The organism is Thermomonas carbonis (assembly GCF_014396975.1).
GTDB lineage: Bacteria > Pseudomonadota > Gammaproteobacteria > Xanthomonadales > Xanthomonadaceae > Thermomonas > Thermomonas carbonis.
The window spans coordinates 1,442,383-1,458,100 of record NZ_CP060719.1 but is presented as its reverse complement, the minus strand read 5'-3'; the positions used below and the strand labels follow the sequence as shown (position 1 = coordinate 1,458,100).

General features: G+C 65.5%; 18 protein-coding genes. 7 read left to right on the top strand and 11 right to left on the bottom strand.

The genetic code is table 11. From position 1 onward, the window contains the following. The first annotated feature begins 13 nt into the window (after nt 1–13). On the top strand, nt 14–655 hold the full coding sequence (locus tag H9L16_RS06635) for a DUF2306 domain-containing protein (protein WP_187553741.1): 642 nt from the start codon (nt 14–16) through the stop codon (nt 653–655). Between the two features lie 33 nt (nt 656–688). Here the strand turns inward: H9L16_RS06635 and H9L16_RS06630 are convergent, their stop codons facing one another. Both H9L16_RS06630 and ubiE read right to left on the bottom strand, forming a co-directional pair. Beyond that, entirely contained in the window at nt 689–880 is a 192-nt protein-coding gene (locus H9L16_RS06630; RefSeq protein WP_187553740.1) for a hypothetical protein, read from the bottom strand. A 4-nt stretch (nt 881–884) separates the two neighbouring features. Continuing rightward, nucleotides 885–1,646 (bottom strand): bifunctional demethylmenaquinone methyltransferase/2-methoxy-6-polyprenyl-1,4-benzoquinol methylase UbiE, encoded by a 762-nt coding sequence (ubiE, locus tag H9L16_RS06625; RefSeq protein ID WP_187553739.1) that lies wholly within the window; start codon nt 1,644–1,646, stop codon nt 885–887. Nucleotides 1,647–1,712: 66 nt separating this feature from the next. Here ubiE and H9L16_RS06620 point away from each other — a divergent pair, with 66 nt between their 5' ends. Both H9L16_RS06620 and H9L16_RS06615 read left to right on the top strand, forming a co-directional pair. Continuing rightward, nucleotides 1,713–2,462: a YkgJ family cysteine cluster protein gene (locus H9L16_RS06620; protein ID WP_187553738.1), complete on the top strand. Its 750-nt coding sequence runs from the start codon at nt 1,713–1,715 to the stop codon at nt 2,460–2,462. A gap of 24 nt (nt 2,463–2,486) precedes the next feature. Beyond that, on the top strand, nt 2,487–3,308 hold the full coding sequence (locus H9L16_RS06615) for a D-hexose-6-phosphate mutarotase (RefSeq protein ID WP_187553737.1): 822 nt from the start codon (nt 2,487–2,489) through the stop codon (nt 3,306–3,308). 2 nt (nt 3,309–3,310) lie between these two features. Here the strand turns inward: H9L16_RS06615 and H9L16_RS06610 are convergent, their stop codons facing one another. Together H9L16_RS06610 and H9L16_RS06605 are read right to left on the bottom strand one after the other, a co-directional pair. Next, on the bottom strand, nt 3,311–3,577 hold the full coding sequence (locus H9L16_RS06610; protein WP_223158185.1) for a BrnA antitoxin family protein: 267 nt from the start codon (nt 3,575–3,577) through the stop codon (nt 3,311–3,313). 156 nt (nt 3,578–3,733) lie between these two features. Continuing rightward, a complete protein-coding gene (locus H9L16_RS06605) occupies nt 3,734–4,120 on the bottom strand; it encodes a helix-turn-helix domain-containing protein (protein WP_187553735.1) in 387 nt (128 codons plus the stop codon). Between the two features lie 178 nt (nt 4,121–4,298). Here H9L16_RS06605 and H9L16_RS06600 point away from each other — a divergent pair, with 178 nt between their 5' ends. Both H9L16_RS06600 and H9L16_RS06595 read left to right on the top strand, forming a co-directional pair. Further along, the gene (locus H9L16_RS06600; protein ID WP_187553734.1) at nt 4,299–6,023 is read left to right on the top strand and encodes a site-specific DNA-methyltransferase; all 1,725 of its coding nucleotides are present in this window, start codon (nt 4,299–4,301) and stop codon (nt 6,021–6,023) included. A 166-nt stretch (nt 6,024–6,189) separates the two neighbouring features. Then, the gene (locus H9L16_RS06595; protein ID WP_223158184.1) at nt 6,190–8,694 is read left to right on the top strand and encodes a DEAD/DEAH box helicase; all 2,505 of its coding nucleotides are present in this window, start codon (nt 6,190–6,192) and stop codon (nt 8,692–8,694) included. A gap of 14 nt (nt 8,695–8,708) precedes the next feature. On the opposite strand, the gene H9L16_RS06590 is transcribed toward H9L16_RS06595, so the two are convergent. The 4 genes from H9L16_RS06590 to hslV all read right to left on the bottom strand — a co-directional run bounded on the left by H9L16_RS06590 (nt 8,709) and on the right by hslV (nt 11,415). Then, nucleotides 8,709–8,999 carry a type II toxin-antitoxin system RelE/ParE family toxin gene (locus tag H9L16_RS06590; protein WP_229796638.1) on the bottom strand — a complete coding sequence of 97 codons (291 nt, stop codon included), beginning with the start codon at nt 8,997–8,999 and terminating at the stop codon, nt 8,709–8,711. A gap of 34 nt (nt 9,000–9,033) precedes the next feature. Next, a complete protein-coding gene (locus H9L16_RS06585; RefSeq protein WP_187553733.1) occupies nt 9,034–9,276 on the bottom strand; it encodes a YlcI/YnfO family protein in 243 nt (80 codons plus the stop codon). A 70-nt stretch (nt 9,277–9,346) separates the two neighbouring features. After that, nucleotides 9,347–10,732 carry an ATP-dependent protease ATPase subunit HslU gene (hslU, locus tag H9L16_RS06580; RefSeq protein ID WP_187553732.1) on the bottom strand — a complete coding sequence of 462 codons (1,386 nt, stop codon included), beginning with the start codon at nt 10,730–10,732 and terminating at the stop codon, nt 9,347–9,349. Nucleotides 10,733–10,863: 131 nt separating this feature from the next. Then, nucleotides 10,864–11,415, bottom strand: coding sequence for an ATP-dependent protease subunit HslV (hslV, locus tag H9L16_RS06575; protein ID WP_187553731.1), 552 nt, complete (start codon nt 11,413–11,415; stop codon nt 10,864–10,866). 76 nt (nt 11,416–11,491) lie between these two features. Between hslV and H9L16_RS06570 the strand changes: the two genes are divergently transcribed. Together H9L16_RS06570 and H9L16_RS06565 are read left to right on the top strand one after the other, a co-directional pair. Next, the gene (locus tag H9L16_RS06570; RefSeq protein ID WP_187553730.1) at nt 11,492–12,277 is read left to right on the top strand and encodes a glycosyltransferase; all 786 of its coding nucleotides are present in this window, start codon (nt 11,492–11,494) and stop codon (nt 12,275–12,277) included. Then, nucleotides 12,274–13,065 carry a glycosyltransferase family protein gene (locus H9L16_RS06565; RefSeq protein WP_187553729.1) on the top strand — a complete coding sequence of 264 codons (792 nt, stop codon included), beginning with the start codon at nt 12,274–12,276 and terminating at the stop codon, nt 13,063–13,065. Before H9L16_RS06570 ends, H9L16_RS06565 begins: the two co-directional genes overlap by 4 nt. Nucleotides 13,066–13,259: 194 nt before the next feature. Here H9L16_RS06565 and xerC read toward each other — a convergent pair whose 3' ends face one another. From xerC to dapF, 3 genes are read right to left on the bottom strand one after another with little or no spacing between them, the layout of a single operon-like run. Beyond that, nucleotides 13,260–14,159, bottom strand: a complete 900-nt coding sequence (gene xerC, locus H9L16_RS06560; RefSeq protein ID WP_187553728.1) for a tyrosine recombinase XerC — start codon at nt 14,157–14,159, stop codon at nt 13,260–13,262. A gap of 1 nt (nt 14,160) precedes the next feature. Then, nucleotides 14,161–14,844, bottom strand: a complete 684-nt coding sequence (locus H9L16_RS06555) for a DUF484 family protein (RefSeq protein WP_425507257.1) — start codon at nt 14,842–14,844, stop codon at nt 14,161–14,163. Between the two features lie 2 nt (nt 14,845–14,846). Continuing rightward, complete coding sequence (gene dapF / locus H9L16_RS06550; RefSeq protein WP_187553727.1) at nt 14,847–15,716, bottom strand: diaminopimelate epimerase; 870 nt, start codon at nt 15,714–15,716, stop codon at nt 14,847–14,849. Between the last annotated feature and the right edge of the window lie 2 nt (nt 15,717–15,718).

The window sequence follows — 15,718 nt, the reverse complement described above, 5'->3', positions numbered from 1 at the left end:
GAGGCCTCCACGAATGAAGCGCTTCGCCTTCGGATGCATGGTGGTGCTCGCGCTGGTCGTGTCCGCCTACGCGCTCGTTGCCTATGGCGCACTGCCGCTGGGACAACTGGTCGGGCCGGAGATGCGCGCGAATTTCCAGGTGCACCGCTTCGGCATCTACACCCACGTGTTCGCGGCGTCGATCGCGCTTGCGCTCGGGCCGTTCCAGTTCTCCGAGCGCCTGCGTCGCAGGTTTCCGCGCCTGCATCGGACGTCGGGGCGTATTTACCTCGGCGCCGGCGTCGGGCTTGGCGGTCTTGCAGGCCTGTACATGTCCACATTCGCCTACGGTGGCCTCGTCTCGAAATCCGGATTCGCCGCGCTGGCGCTGGCCTGGCTATACAGCGGGTGGCGTGCCTATCGCGCGATCCGCGCGGGCAACGTCGCCGAACACCGCCGCTGGATGACCCGCAATTTCGCCCTGACGCTCGCCGCCGTGACCCTGCGCATCCTGCTGCCGGTGTCCGCTATCTCGGGGATTCCGTTCGCGCTGGCCTATCCGGTCATCGCGTGGCTGAGCTGGGTCCCGAACCTGCTGGTCGCCGAGTGGGCGGTCGTGCGCAAGATCCCGGCCGTCAGACCGGATCTCCGACACGAAGCGGTCGCATCCGGGTGACGGAGTACTGTCCCGGCATGCGCCTTGACCGCGTCAGATCACGCCGCGCTTCTTCTCTAGCAACAGGTAGCCGGCACCCACCACCGCACCGACCACCAGCGCCGGCACCCAGCCGAACGGGCTGAGCCACTTCACCAGCCCCGCGACGATCAGGCCGAGCACGACGAATTGCGAATAGCGCCACGGGCTTTCGCGGAAACTGCGCAGGGGCTTCTGGTCGTTCATCGCATCAGACCTTGTAGCCGGTGTGCGCGGCGACGATGCCGCCGGTGAGGTTGCGGAATTCGCAACGGTCGAAGCCCGCCGCTTCCATCATCGCCTTCAGTTGCGCCTGCGGCGGATGCTTGCGGATCGACTCGGCCAGGTACTGGTAGCTGTCCGAATCCCCGGCGAACAGCTTGCCCAGCTTCGGCAGCACCTTGAAGCTGTGGAAGTCGTAGATCGGCTTGAACCACTCGGCCTGCACTTCGGAGAACTCCAGCACCCGCGCCTGTCCGCCCGGGCGCAAGACCCGCAGCATCTCGCGCAGGGCCATGTCCTTGTCGGTGACATTGCGCAGGCCGAACGCGATCGTCACCAGGTCGAAGCTGGCATCCGGGAACGGCAGGTACTGTGCATTGCATTGCACGTATTCGAAGCCGCGCACATTCCCTCGGTCGGTCATGCGGTCGCGGCCGACGCGAAGCATCTCGCCATTGATGTCGCCGAGGACGATCTCGCCGGCATCGCCAACGCGATCCTTCAGCAGCGCGGCGATGTCGCCGGTGCCGCCGGCCAGGTCGAGCACGCGGTCGCCCTTGCGCACCTGCGCGGTCGCCACGAACCAGCGCTTCCACACGCGGTGGATGCCCAGGCTCATCGCATCGTTCATCAGGTCGTACTTGCCGGCCACCGACGAGAACACCTCGCCGACCAGCTTCTGCTTCTCGCCCACCGGCACGTCGCGGAAGCCGAAGTGGGTGGTGTCGGCCTTGTTGTCGGATTCGCTCATGCCGGGATTATCGCACCGGTGGCCGCGGCTGGCCGCCCGCGTCCCGCCAGCACGTACCATCCCGGCATGCCTGCCCCTCGCCGCATCGAACTGGTCCTGCGCATCGACGGCGAAGCGCTGCGCGTCTCCGCCCCGCAACCGCCGTCCCGCGCGCGCCTGGACGAGCTGCTGCCGGCGATGCAGGCCATCGACAACGCCGCCATCGACCACGCGGTCCGCAAGAACGAGGCCAACACCGGCGCCTACGTCACCTGCGCCAAGGGCTGCTCCGCCTGCTGCCGCGCGCAGCCGGTGCCGGTCACTCCGCCCGAGGCGCATGCCCTGCTCCTGCTGGTCGAGGCGATGCCCGCGCCGCGCCGGCGCGAGATCGAAGCCCGCTTCGCCGACCGCGTCGCCCGCCTGCGCGATGCCGGCCTGGCCGATGCGTTCCTGCATCGCGATCCCGACCTCTCGCTGGACGGTGCACGCACCCTCGCCCGCGATTACTTCGCGCTGGGGCTGGCCTGTCCGTTCCTGGAGGACGATGCCTGCAGCATCCATCCGCAGCGCCCGTTCGTGTGCCGGCAATACCTGGTGACGTCCGATCCGGCGTTGTGCGCGAATCCGTTCGAGAACCCCGTCGACGTGGTGCCGATGCCGTTGCAGGCGGCCATCGCGATGCTCTCCGCTGCATCGGCCGTGATGTCGACGCCGCAGCACACCGTGCCACTGACCCTCGCACTGGAACATGCGCGCCTGCACCGCGCTGCCCTGCGCCAGCGGGTCGATGCCGAACCGGTGTTCCGCCATTGGCTGCAGGCCCTGTCCTCGGGCTGAGCCACCACATGCGAGACTTTGCGCATGCATGCCGAGCCCACCACGTTCCGCGACACACCCTGCATCCGACTGCACGCCGACGGTGCGAACGCGCTGGTCGCCCTGCATGGCGCGCACATGCTGTCGTGGATTCCTGCAGACGGCCGCGAACGCCTGTTCCTCAGCGAACGCGCAGTGTTCGATGGGCAGGCCGCGATCCGCGGTGGTGTTCCGGTGATCTTCCCGCAATTCGCCGAACGCGGCCCGCTGCTCAAGCACGGCTTCGCCCGCACCACGCCATGGACCTTCCACGGCATCGACGACGACGCGGCCCTGTTCGAACTCGCCGAGGATGGCACCCGTTTCCCCGGCTGGCCGCATCCGTTCCGTGCCCGCCTGCGCCTGCATCTCGACGCAACGCGGCTGTCGGTGACACTGGAAATCGCCAACACCGGCGACGAGCCGTTCGCCTTCACCGCCGCCCTGCACACCTACCTGCGCGTGGCCGATATCGCCAACGTCACCCTTGAAGGCCTGCAAGGCTGCGACTACGAAGACAGCGCCAACGGCGGCACCCTGCATCGCGAACACAATTACGAAGTGACGTTCGACGGTGAGGTCGACCGCATCTATGGCGACGTGGTCGCACCGCTGGCGGTCATCGACGGCAACGGCACGCTGGCCATCGAGCAGGAGGGCTTCGGCGATGTGGTGGTGTGGAATCCCGGCGCGTCGCTGTGTGCCCGCATCGCCGACCTCGCAGCGGACGACTGGCGGCGATTCGTTTGCGTGGAAGCGGCGCAGGTGGTGCAGCCGGTGGTGCTTGCACCCGGCGAACGCTGGGCGGGTATGCAGCGGTTGGGGTGATCTCAGCCGGCCATGTCACGCAATGCTTCGCCCAGCACCTTTTCCGACACGCCGCGCTTCTTGAGCGCCTGCGTCAGGCGCTCGACCAGATCGTCCGCATGGATCGCCTCGTCCCGGCGCAAGCCTTCGCTGATGTAGGACTTGAGCAGCGTCTGGTAACCGCTGAAGCCCTTGTGCGGGGCGATCGCCTTCAGGCTGTCGACCACGTCCACCGGGATGCGCAGGGTGATGCTGGTGACCGGCCGATCCTTGGCCAGGCGCTTCTTCAATGTCTCATTGAGCATAGTTTCTGCCAATACGCACCAGCCTTGTCGGCATCCCAGACCAAATCACTGCCGCCGATGTGGTGCCGCTCGTCCATGTGCACCCATCGTGTTCGCGTGTAATGACTTTGTCAATACACTGTACACCCATGCCTGAGGGACTCAGGTGGGGACAGAGGCCGCCAAGGTGGCGATCAAATCGCGGATCGCCTTGCGCTGCGCATTGGGTAGCGCAAGGAAGGCATCGATGGCGAGCTGATCGGCGGCGGGGATCTTCCATGCCTTGCCCGGTTCGCGCACCTGGTGCCCGGCCGCGTCCCCGTACTGCAAGGCATGCGCATCCATCCGCAGCATCTTCGCCAACGCCCGCACATTGGCTTGGCGCGGCACGCTCTTGCCGGTGAGCCAACCGGACACGGCCTGCGCGGAGACCGGCGTGCCGCCGTAGCGCGGCAGCAGGTCGGCGATCTCCTTCGGGCTCTCGCTCTGCCCCTGCGCTTTCAGCGCGGCACGGAAACGTTCGCCAAAGGCGGCCTGTTCGCTCTTCATCGCGCAAACGTAGAGGCGGCTCGCCCGCACACGCCCAATATTTGCTTGATGAGCAAGCAAAGAATTGCTTTATAGTCCGCGAAAGATTCGCTTTCGCGGACGTCGCTTGCCCAAGTCCCTGCTCGAACAACTGCCGGAGATCGTTGCCTACGACTGCCGGCAGGCGGGGTAGCGCTGGATGCCGTCGCTCAACTGGATCGGCAAGTCCGCGGTGGTGAAGCATCACAAGGACGTGCCCTATCGACTGCTTGAACCGGTGCCCCAGCTGTCATGCGGGGATCCGGACAGCGGCAACCTGATCGTCCAGGGCGACAACCTGCATGCGCTGAAGGCGCTGCTGCCGCGTTACGCGGGGCAGGTGAAGTGCATCTACATCGATCCGCCGTACAACACGGGCAACGAGGGCTGGGTCTACAACGACAACGTCAACAGCCCGGAGATCCGTCGCTGGCTGGGCGAAGTCGTCGGCAAGGAAGGCGAGACGCTCGACCGGCACGACCGCTGGCTTTGCATGATGTATCCGCGGTTGGTGCTGCTGAAGCAATTTCTACGGCATGACGGTGCGATCTTCGTGTCCATCGACGACAACGAGGTTGGCAACCTGCAAGCCCTGATGCGCGAAGTCTTTGGTGGCGCGAACGAGGTCGCCACGATCGTCTGGGAGAAAGGCAAGAAGGGCGATTCGAAGCTGGTCTCCGTTACCCATGAGTACATCGTCGCCTTCGCGCGTAACAAGGCTCTGCTCAAGGAGAAAAAGGTCCGCTGGAGGCGCAAGAAGCCTGGCGTCGACGCCGTACTCGAGCATTACGAGAGTTTGTGTAAGAAGCACGGTGACGGCCACACCACGATCCGCAAGGAGATGATGGCTTGGTATCGGGCTCTGCCGAAGGGTGATCCGCGCAAGGGGCATAAGCACTACAACTGGTCCGACAACCGCGGGCTCTACTTCGCGGCGGACTTTGCAGGCCCTGATGACGGCCGCGAGAACCGCCCGCGCTATCCCATCTCGCACCCCGTCACCCAGCTGCCCTGCGCCATGCCATCGACCGGCTGGCGATGGGAAGAGGACACCACGAAAGCGGCACTGGCTGAGGATCCTCCTCGCATCCATTTCGGCAAGGATCACACGACGATCCCGAACCGCAAGAGCTACCTGTTCGAGATCGACGAAGAGCCGATGATGAGCGTGTTCTACAAGGACGGGCGGGCAGCCACGCTGGAGGTCGAAGCCATCCTTGGCGCAGGAGCGTTTCCGTTTCCGAAGGACTCAGAGGTTATTGCCGACCTCTTGGGAATGGTGGTCGAGCCCGGTGACTTCGTACTCGATAGCTTTGGCGGATCGGGCACAACGGCGCACGCTGTGCTCAGATTGAATCAGGACTTCGAGGAACCCGTTCACCACATCCTCGTCGAACTCAACGACGACGTTGCGAGGAACAAGACGCGCGAGCGCGTCCGAAAGGCAATCGAGGGCTACACGCCGCTCGCCGGCAAGAAGCGAGTCCACGTCGCCGGACTCGGCGGCGGCTTCCAGTTCTGCAAGCTCAGTAAGGAACCGCTGTTCACCGCCGACGGCCAGATCCGCGACGACGTGACGTTCGCGCAACTCGCCGAATTCGTCTGGTTCTCGGAAACCGGGACCGGCTACAAATCCACTGGCAAGAAATCCGCGAAGCTCGGAGTGCACCAAGGCCGCGCCATCTACCTGCTCTACAACGGCATCCTCGACGACCTCGCCATCGACAGCGGCAACGTGCTGACCGGCGTGGTGCTGGACAAACTGCCGAAGCACGACGGACCACGCGTGATCTACGCCGCGGCCTGCCGCCTCGGCACGCCGCGCCTCAACCGCGAAGGCATCGTGTTCAAGCAGACGCCCTATGCGCTGGACGTCTCACCGTGAGCGCATTCGCGCCGAAGGACTACCAGACCCGCGTGCTGGAATCGGTGCGGAAATATCTGGAGGCCTGCAACGCGACAGGCAATGCCAACACCGCGTTCTACCAACTCACTGGCGAACTGTGGGGAGGCACCAGCCGTTCAACCCGCTACCCGGCTTCGCGCCAGACATGCCCTACTTCTGCCTGCGCGTGCCCACCGGCGGCGGCAAGACCTTCCTGGCGGCAAGCTCGGTTGTACTGGTCAACACCCACCTGCTGCGCAGCGAGCACAGCGTTGTGTTGTGGCTGGTGCCCAGCGACGCGATCCGAGAGCAGACGCTGAAGGCACTGCGCCAACTCGAGCATCCATACCACCACGCGCTGAAACAGGCCGGCCCGGTCACCGTAATGGATCTGGACGAGGCCAAGTCGATCACGCGGGCAACGTTGGAGACGTCGACCGTCGTCATCGTCGCCACTGCGCAGGCCTTCGCCCGCGAGGAGACCAAGGACCTCAAGGTGTATGCGTCGAGCGGCTCGCTCATGCAGCACTTCGACAACCTTTCTTCCGTCCAGCGCGAGAGTCTGCTGAGGAACGACGACGGCACCATCCCGTATTCGCTGGCCAACGTCCTGCGCATGCGTCGCCCGTTCCTGGTCATCGACGAAGCGCATAACGCGCGCACCGAGATCCGCTTCAACACGCTGGAACGCTTCCATCCCAGCGGCGTGATGGAACTGACCGCCACGCCCGACACCGAGAAGCAGCCGAGCAATGTGCTGCACAGCGTGGGTGCCGCGGAACTGAAGGCCGAGCAGATGATCAAGCTGCCGGTCCTGCTGGAAGCGGAACCTGACTGGCAGCAGTGCCTGGGCGATGCGGTAGCGCGACGCGACGAACTGCAGAAGCTCGCCGACGACGAGCATCGCAATGGCGCGCCCTACCTGCGCCCGCTGGCGCTCATCCAGTCCGAACCACGCCGGCAAGGCATGGAGACGCTCGACGCGGAGCGGGTGAAGAAAGAGTTGGTCGAGAACCAGCGGATTCCCGCCACAGAGATCGTGATCGCCACGGGCGAGGAACGCGGGCTGGAAGCCATCGAAAAGCAATACAAGCTCGGGATTTCCGATCCGACCTGTCCGGTGAAGTTCGTCATCACCCAGAAGGCGCTGGCCGAAGGCTGGGATTGTCCGTTCGCATACGTGCTCGTCGGCCTGAGTTCGCAACAATCCGGCACGGCGGTTGAGCAGCTGATCGGCCGCGTGTTGCGTCAGCCGGATGCCAAGGCGCGCGCCACGCCGGCACTCAACCAGTCGTACGCTTTCATCCGATCCAGCGATTTCGCGCGCGTTGCCAGCGAATTGCGCGATGGGCTGGTGCGTGGCGCGGGGTTCGAGCGCAGGGACGTGAACCAGTTCGTCGCCGCGCAGAGAGCCGACCAGGCGGGCATGGATTTCGGCGGGCGCGCGAAGATCGTGTTCACGCCGGTGGCTGTTGCGCTACCGAAGAAGCCGGTCATACCCGATGCGCTGAAGGACAAGTTGCATTGGGACAAGGGCAGCAAGACCCTGACGATCACCACTCCGCTTTCCGAAACGGAAGCAGAGGAAGTGGCGCAAGCGGTCTCTGACGAAGCAGTCCGTGCGGCGATCGTGCAGGCAGCAGAGACCAGCCGCACCACCGCCATCGAGCCTTTTCAGACGCCCGCCGAAACAGGCGAACGCCTGTGCGTACCCCAACTCGCCCTGTACCAGCAAGGCGAGTTGCAATTGTTCGATGACGCCGAGGTATTGGAATACCCGGGGGCGCTGTCGTATTACCAGGCCGCGCCCACTCCGGAGGACCTGTCCGCGCTGGGGCTGGCATCACGCGTGGCTGGCGGCGGCACCATCGACGTGAGTGCGGAGGGACAGGTCAAGGTGGGCTTTCTGCCCGACCTGCAACGCGACCTCGGCCTGAGCTATACGCCGGAGCACTGGGACGAAACCCGACTGGCCGCATGGCTGTGCCGCAACCTGCTGGAACCCTCGCTGACGCACGCCAGCAAGCAGGCCTTCGTCACTGCATGGTTGCGCGCGTTGCTGGGAACCGACGGGTTCAACCTGGCGCGTGCCAACCAGTTGAAGTTCACTCTCCGCAAGCTGCTGGACGAGAACATCAAGCGTCTGCGCAGGGAAGCCGTCAACCGTGCCTATCAGCAAGTCCTGTTCGGACCAGGTCGCGAAGATCGAGTCGCGGTGAACGATGCGTTCCTTTTCGAGTTCGACCCGCAAGGCTATGCGCCCAGCCGGGACTACGACCCCCGCAAGAGCGAATACGGTCACTGGGATTTCCGCAAGCACTTCCACGGGCGCATCGGCGACTTCGACAGCAAAGAAGAATTCGAGTGCGCGGTCCAGCTGGACATGCTGGCGCAGGCGGGGCGGATCCGGTTCTGGCTGCGCAACCTTGTCAATCGTGGCGGCGGTTCGTTCTTCCTGCAAAAGGCGAATGGCCGCTTCTATCCCGACTTCGTCTGCGCCTTGAAAGACGGGACGCTCCTGGTCGTTGAATACAAAGGCGCGCATGGCTGGACGGATGCGCAGGACGACCGCGACATCGGCGGTTTGTGGGCGGAATTGAGCAGCGGCAAATGCCGGTTCGTGATGGTCCGCGATCGCCAGTGGGGACAGATCGAAGCCGAACTCGTCTGAGATCTCTCGCAGACTCAGCGGTAATCGTCTTCCAGCTGATGCCGCACAGCCGCCACAGTGACCGTGGCATCGCCGCCTATCTCGAACAGGATCACGTAACCGGCAGTGCCGAACGGCACCAGCAACTCGCGCAGAAACGGGTTGCCGCCCTCGCTGTTCTTGCGATAAGCGAAGGGAAATTCCTGCAACTGGACGTATCCGCGTTCGATGGCTGCGCGGGCGCGCAGGGCAGCATCGATGTCGTTCTCCACCAAGAATGCAAAGAGCCGTTCCATGTCGGCCTGAGCGTCGGCGGAAATCCGCAAGCGATAGGCCATCACATCTCCGAGATGCGCGGCTTCAGCATGACATCCAGCCGAGCCAGCGATTGCTCGGGGTGAAGTAGGCATCATTGATGCGCGCATATTCCAGCGCAGCCAACCCGCGCTTGATGAATTCATCCTGCAACTGCCGCTGGCGGACCTGCGCGCGCACCGACGCCTCGACGAACCCCGACAGCGTCTCGCCGTCCTTGAGCACGGCTTCGGCGGCTTCGCGCAGGGCGGGTTCGACCCGCAACGAGGGAAGGGTGGCGGTTTTCATCGCGGACTCCATGCATCGCAATTGCAACGCATAGTGCGCTCGCCCGCGTCGACAGGCAAGCGCAGTGGTTTCACAGAATGTACCGACTCAAATCCGGATCCCGCGCCAGCTCGCCCAGTTGCGCATCCACGTAGGCGCGGTCGATCACCAGCTTGCCGCCCTTGTCCGGGGCTTCGAAGCTCAACGTCTCCAGCAGGCGTTCCAGCACGGTGTGCAGTCGGCGGGCACCGATGTTTTCCTGGCGTTCGTTGACATGCGCGGCGATCTCGGCGAGGCGGTCGACGGCATCGGTGGTGAACTCCAGTTGCAGGCCTTCGGTGCCCATCAGCTCCACGTACTGCCTGGTCAACGAGGCCTTCGGCTCGGTCAGGATGCGCACGAACTCGTCCTTGCCCAGCGCGCTGAGTTCGACGCGGATCGGGAAGCGCCCCTGCATTTCCGGAATCAGGTCGCTGGGCTTGGCGAGGTGGAACGCGCCGCTGGCGATGAACAGGATGTGGTCGGTCTTCACCGCGCCGTACTTGGTGCTGACGGTGCTGCCTTCGACCAGCGGCAGCAGGTCGCGCTGCACGCCTTCGCGGCTGACATCGGCGCCCATGCCTTCGCTGCGCTTGGCGACCTTGTCGATCTCGTCGATGAAGACGATGCCGTGCTGCTCGCAGGCCTCGATCGCGGCTTCGCGGACCTCGTCCTCGTTGACCAGCTTGCCGGCTTCTTCCTCAATCAGCAGCGGGCGCGCGGACTTGATCGTCATCGACTTCTTGTGGGTCTTGCCGCCGGCCAACTGGCCGAACACCTGGCGCAATTGCTGGCCCATCTCTTCCATGCCGGGCGGGGTCATGATGTCGACGCCGACATTCGCGGCGAGGTCGAGTTCGATCTCGCGCTCGTCCAGTTCGCCGGCGCGCAACTGTTTGCGCAGCTTCTGCCGCGTCGTCGATTCCTGCGACGACGGCTCGGCGCCGATGTCGACGGTGGTGGTCGCATTGGGGTTGAAGCCGAACGCCGGCGCGGCCTCGCGCTTCGGCAGCAAGGCATCGAGGATGCGGTCTTCGGCACGGTCCTCGGCCTGCGTGCGCACGCGCTGCTTGGCCTGGCCGCGATACAGCTTGACCGCGGTGTCGGCGAGGTCGCGGATGATCTGCTCGACGTCCTTGCCGACGTAGCCGACCTCGGTGAAGCGCGTCGCTTCGACCTTCACGAACGGCGCATTCGCCAGCGTGGCCAGGCGGCGCGCGATCTCGGTCTTGCCGACGCCGGTGGGGCCGATCATCAGGATGTTCTTCGGCATCACCTCGTTGCGCAGCTCGGGGGCAAGCTGCGCGCGCCGCCAGCGGTTGCGCAGCGCGATGGCGACGGCACGCTTGGCCGCGTGCTGGCCGATGATGTGGCGATCGAGCTCGGCGACGATCTCGCGCGGGGTCATGTTGGTGGAGGTGTTGTCGATCTTGTGCATGGGTTTGCTCGTGATCCCTGCTGTTCTGGCTCGTCATCCCTGCGAAGGCAGGGATCCAGTGTCTTGTTTCGGAGAATCAAAGTCGCTGGATTCCTGCCTTCGCAGGAATGACAGCAAAAAACTGACAGGCTTCAAAGCACTTCGCAGACGATGTTGCGATTGGTGTAGATGCAGATGTCGCCGGCGATGTTCAGCGCCTCGGTGGCGACGGACTTGGCATCCAATTCGGTATGCGCGAGCAGCGCGCGCGCCGCGGACAGCGCGTACATGCCGCCGGAGCCGATCGCGATCAGGCCGTCTTCCGGCTCGATCACGTCACCGGTACCGCTGATGATCAGGCTGGTCTCGGCATCGGCCACCGCCAGCAGCGCTTCCAGCTTCCCGAAGCGGCGCTCGGTGCGCCAGTCCTTGGCCATCTCGACCGCGGCGCGCTGCAACTGGCCGTGCTTTTCCAGCTTGGCCTCGAACAACTCGAACAGGGTGAAGGCATCGGCGGCGGCACCGGCGAAACCCGCCAGCACGTGGCCGTTCTTGCCAAGCCGGCGCACCTTGCGCGCGTTGGCCTTCATCACCGTGTGGCCAAGCGTGACCTGGCCGTCGCCGGCGATCACCACCTGGCCGTTGCGGCGGACGGAAACGATCGTGGTGGCATGGAACACGGTGGGATTCTGGCTGGGGTCCATCGGCATCTCCTGTGAAATCCCGATGTGGGGTCGCGGCCCCGTGCTTCAAGCCGACCGGTTCGGGCACACTTGCGGCATGTCTGCCCTGGTCAGCATCGCCACTCCCATGTTCAACACCGCCCGCTTCCTGCCGGCGGCGTTGGACAGCCTGTTGGCGCAGGACTATCCGCACTGGGAATGCCTGCTGTGGGATGACGGTTCGACCGACGGCTCCGGCGCGGTCGCGGCCGCCTACGCCGCACGGGATCCGCGCTTTCGCGTGCTCGGCGATGGCCGCAACCGTGGAGTGAGCGCGAGTTGCGCCGCCGCGATGTCGCATGCACGCGGCGAGTACCTGGCGATCCTGGACAGCGACGACATGCTGGAAGCGGACGCGCTGTCCTCGATGCTGGCCTTCATGCAAGCCAATCCGCGGCTGGGGATGGGCTATTCCGAGTACGTTGAGGTCGCGGAAGACGGCACCTACCTGGCGCCGGGTCGACGCTTCCTCAGGCCGTATTCCGCGCACGACCTGTTGGTCGATTTCATCACCTACCAGTTCCGGCTGATCCGCGCCGACGCCTATCGCGCGGTGGGCGGCGTGGATGCCAGCATGCCGGTCGCCTACGACTACGACCTCTGCCTGCGGCTGTCCGAACGGGTCGAGGTGGGTCATCTGCCGAAGTCGCTGTACCGCTACCGCATGCGCGACGAGTCGATTTCCCATGCAAGCCGCCTGCGCCAGGTGCGCGCGAGCTTCGACGCCGCCCAGCGCGCGCTGCAGCGCCGCGGCCTGCAGGGCAAGTTCGCGCTGTCGCTGGGCGTGCGTGCGCGGCATGTGCTGCGGCCGAAGGATGCATCGTCGAAAGGTGGCGACGCATGACCGCGCCGATGTTGCAGGTCCTGGTGCCGGTGCGTGGCGACGCACGCTTTCTTGCAAGCGCACTGGAGAGCCTGTGCACGCAGGCATTCACCGATTGGCAGGCCACGCTCTGCCCGCTCGATGAGGCGGCGCATGTCGTCGCGGTGTCTTCCATCGCCGCCGATCCACGCCTGCGTATCGCCGCAACCGTCGGCATGACCGAGGCCGGCGCTCTTGCGCACGCGGCAAGCGCCAGCAACGCCGGCTTCGTCAGCGTGCTTGATGGCAACGACGCGCTGGAACCGGGCGCGTTCGCGGCGCTGCTCGACGCATTGGCGGCCGATCCCGCCGCCGGCATGGCCTACAGCCGACATGTACTGGTCGATGCCAACAACCGCGTGCTCGGCCCCGGTCCTCTCTGCGAATTGCCGTATTCGGCGGACGCGCTGCTGCTGGATTTCATGACCGGGCCGCTGCGGATCATGCGCATGCAGGCATGTCGCGATGCCGGCGGCTTCGCCAGCGCGCATGCCGATGCCAGCGATTACGACCTTTGCCTGCGATTGTCGGAAACCGCCGGCATCGTGCACGTGCCGCAGGCCTTGTACCGCCGTCGCATCCACCCGCAGGCACCCGAGATCGCGCGTTGGGCCGAAGGCATCGAGGCGCGCTACGGCGCGTTCGTCGATGCGGTAAAGCGACGCGGCCTGGACGCGACGTACGACGTCGCCCTGCACATCGACAGCTGGCACATCCTGCAACCGCTGCAACCGCCACGGCCGTTCGGCGGCGTGGGGAATTGGGGCTGAGCCAACCGTAGCCAATCGTAGCCCGGGTAGAGCGAAGCGAAACCCGGGAACACGTTGAAATTGCAGGAATGACGATGGAGCCCCTGGACAAACAGGCTGTCATCCCTGCGAAGGCAGGGATCCAGTGACTTTAGGTTGTTGAAAGCCAAGACGCTGGATTCCTGCCTTCGCAGGAATGACGAGCAGAGGCCGAGCTACTCGTGCGCCCCCTGGATTTTCCGCTTCGCCCGCGGATGCGCGGCGTCGTAGACCTTGGCCAGGTGCTGGAAATCCAGGTGCGTGTAGATCTGGGTGGTGGCGATGTCCGCATGGCCCAGCAGTTCCTGCACGCCGCGCAGGTCGCCGGAGGACTCCAGCATGTGGCTGGCGAAGCTGTGGCGCAGCAAGTGCGGATGCACGCGCTTGAACACGCCCTGGCGCATCGCCAGCTGGCGCAGGCGCAGTTGCACAGCGCGCGGGGTGATCGGCTTGCCGCCGCGGCCCGGGAACACCGGCGACGCGGTCGTGCCACCCGACGCCTCGCGCCATGCCTGCAACGCTGCGCGCGCATGCGAACCCACCGGGACGATGCGCTGCTTGCTGCCCTTGCCGAGCACGCTGACCAAGCCTTGTTCGAAGTCGAGGTCTGCCCAGCGCAGTGCGCAGGTTTCCGCCAGGCGCAGTCCGGACGAATAGAACAATTCCAACAGGGCGCGATCGCGCAGGCCGAGTGGGGCATCGGTGGCGATTTCCACCAGTTGCACGGCTTCGTCCACGTCGAGCACCTGCGGCAACTTGCGCGGTGCCTTGGGTGCGCGGATCGCCTCGGCCGGACTGGCCGCGACCTGCCCATTCTTCAGCAGCCAGCGATACAGGCTGCGGCAGGCAGACAGGCGTCGCTGCAATGATTTCGGCGACAACCCGCGACGATGTTCCGATGCGATGAAGGCGCGGATGTCATCACCCTGCAGGTCGAGCAAGGCGCGGCCATTGCCGTCCGCCCAGGCCTGCAGTACGCCGAGGTCACGACGATAGGCGTCGAGGGTGTGCGGCGAACCTTGCCGCTCGACCGACAGGTGCGCGAGGAAGGCCTCGACCGGACCCGTCGCGTTCATGTCATCCGCGCGGGAACCGCTGCAGCCCCGTCGCCAGCGCCTCGCCCATCATGCGCAGGAACAGCGTGCCCATGCCGGGGAAGAAGCGATTGGGATCGCGGCTGCCCACCGCGACCACGCCAACGCCGGGCAAGGACAGCAACGCCGAACTCTGCACTTCGTCGACGCGCGGGCCGTACAGCAGCGCGTTCTTGTCGGGGTGCAGGCGGCCGCAGACCGGTTCGCCGCTGCCGAGGATGTCGCGGAAACCGGCCAGGCGCGGGTCGTCCTGGGCGATCACCTGCAACCAGTCGACATCGCCGATGCCATCGACCGGATGGAAGGCAACGATGCGTACCAGGTCGCCCTGGAAATCTTCGGCGAGCGATGCGGCCATTGCGCGCAGCGTGTCCGCAGCGCTGCCCTGCTTCATCAGCGCCAGCGTCAGCTGGTGCGTGCGCACCGCCAGCCGCTCGTTCTCCTGCGCATTCGCGAACAGGTCGTGCAGGCGGCGCGAGAGCTCGCGGTTCTTGTCGCGCAGGACTTCCAACTGGTAGCTGGCCAGCGATGCGGCCGGGCCGTCCTCGCGCGGGACCACCAGGGTCAGCGCCAGGTCGGGAAACTGCTGCAGGAAGGTCGGGTGCCGACGCAGCCATGCGGCCACTTCATGCGCGCCGAGTTTTTCGTTGGTGTTGTCCAGGCCCATCGTCACGCGCCACTCCCTTGTTGCTGCATCGTTGCTTCAAACACGAAGGCAGCAGGGCCGCCCATGGATATCGTTCCTGCGTGGCGATCGTAGCGGATGCGCAGGCGACCGCCGGGCAGGTCCACCGCGACCTCGCGCTCGCCGTCGATGCGACCGCGCGCCGCCAGCACCGCCACCGCCGCGCAGGCACCACTGCCGCAGGCCAGGGTCTCACCGACGCCGCGCTCGAAGACGCGCAGGCGGATGTGGCCCGGCGACAACACCTGCGCGAAACCGATGTTCGCCGAGTCCGGGAACGCCGCATGTCGCTGCAGCGCCGGGCCGATGCGGGCGACGTCGGCGGTGTCGACATCGGCGACCTCGATCACCGCATGCGGATTGCCCATCGACACTGCGCCGAAGCGCAGGTGCTCGATGCGCTCGCCATTGGCGAGTTGCACCGCGTAATCGTCCTGCGCCTGCAGGAAACCGGCCAGCGGGATCTCGTCGGGCGCGAACCGCGGTGTTCCCATCTCGATGAGGAAGCCACCCTCGTCATCATGCGCGACGCGATGGCTGCGCGATGGGCTGTCGATGACGAACTCGCCCTGCGCGGGTGCCGCACCGTCGCGCACCAGCCAGGCGGCGATGCAGCGCGCGCCATTGCCGCACTGCCCGGACGGCGAACCATCGGCATTCCAGATCCGGTACGACGCCAGCGAGCCCGCTTCGCGCGGTGCCTCGACGGTCAGCAACTGGTCGCAGCCCACGCCCATGTGGCGGTCGGCGATGCGGGCGCAGGTGGCGGGATCAGGTGGTGGCGCGCCATCGCGCAGGTCCAGCACGACGAAGTCGTTGCCGGCACCATGCATCTTGGTGAAGTGCAGCGGCATCG

Excerpts from the sequence above, each read along its gene's own strand:
- H9L16_RS06620 (WP_187553738.1), top strand. The coding sequence starts at position 1,713 with ATGCCTGCCCCTCGCCGCATCGAACTGGTCCTGCGCATCGACGGCGAA.
- dapF (WP_187553727.1), bottom strand. The coding sequence starts at position 15,716 with ATGCCGCTGCACTTCACCAAGATGCATGGTGCCGGCAACGACTTCGTC.
- ubiE (WP_187553739.1), bottom strand. The coding sequence starts at position 1,646 with ATGAGCGAATCCGACAACAAGGCCGACACCACCCACTTCGGCTTCCGC.
- H9L16_RS06565 (WP_187553729.1), top strand. The coding sequence starts at position 12,274 with ATGACCGCGCCGATGTTGCAGGTCCTGGTGCCGGTGCGTGGCGACGCA.
- H9L16_RS06555 (WP_425507257.1), bottom strand. The coding sequence starts at position 14,844 with ATGGGCCTGGACAACACCAACGAAAAACTCGGCGCGCATGAAGTGGCC.
- H9L16_RS06570 (WP_187553730.1), top strand. The coding sequence starts at position 11,492 with ATGTCTGCCCTGGTCAGCATCGCCACTCCCATGTTCAACACCGCCCGC.
- hslV (WP_187553731.1), bottom strand. The coding sequence starts at position 11,415 with ATGGACCCCAGCCAGAATCCCACCGTGTTCCATGCCACCACGATCGTT.
- H9L16_RS06585 (WP_187553733.1), bottom strand. The coding sequence starts at position 9,276 with ATGAAAACCGCCACCCTTCCCTCGTTGCGGGTCGAACCCGCCCTGCGC.
- H9L16_RS06600 (WP_187553734.1), top strand. The coding sequence starts at position 4,299 with ATGCCGTCGCTCAACTGGATCGGCAAGTCCGCGGTGGTGAAGCATCAC.
- xerC (WP_187553728.1), bottom strand. The coding sequence starts at position 14,159 with ATGAACGCGACGGGTCCGGTCGAGGCCTTCCTCGCGCACCTGTCGGTC.
- H9L16_RS06605 (WP_187553735.1), bottom strand. The coding sequence starts at position 4,120 with ATGAAGAGCGAACAGGCCGCCTTTGGCGAACGTTTCCGTGCCGCGCTG.
- H9L16_RS06635 (WP_187553741.1), top strand. The coding sequence starts at position 14 with ATGAAGCGCTTCGCCTTCGGATGCATGGTGGTGCTCGCGCTGGTCGTG.
- H9L16_RS06595 (WP_223158184.1), top strand. The coding sequence starts at position 6,190 with ATGCCCTACTTCTGCCTGCGCGTGCCCACCGGCGGCGGCAAGACCTTC.
- H9L16_RS06615 (WP_187553737.1), top strand. The coding sequence starts at position 2,487 with ATGCATGCCGAGCCCACCACGTTCCGCGACACACCCTGCATCCGACTG.
- hslU (WP_187553732.1), bottom strand. The coding sequence starts at position 10,732 with ATGCACAAGATCGACAACACCTCCACCAACATGACCCCGCGCGAGATC.
- H9L16_RS06630 (WP_187553740.1), bottom strand. The coding sequence starts at position 880 with ATGAACGACCAGAAGCCCCTGCGCAGTTTCCGCGAAAGCCCGTGGCGC.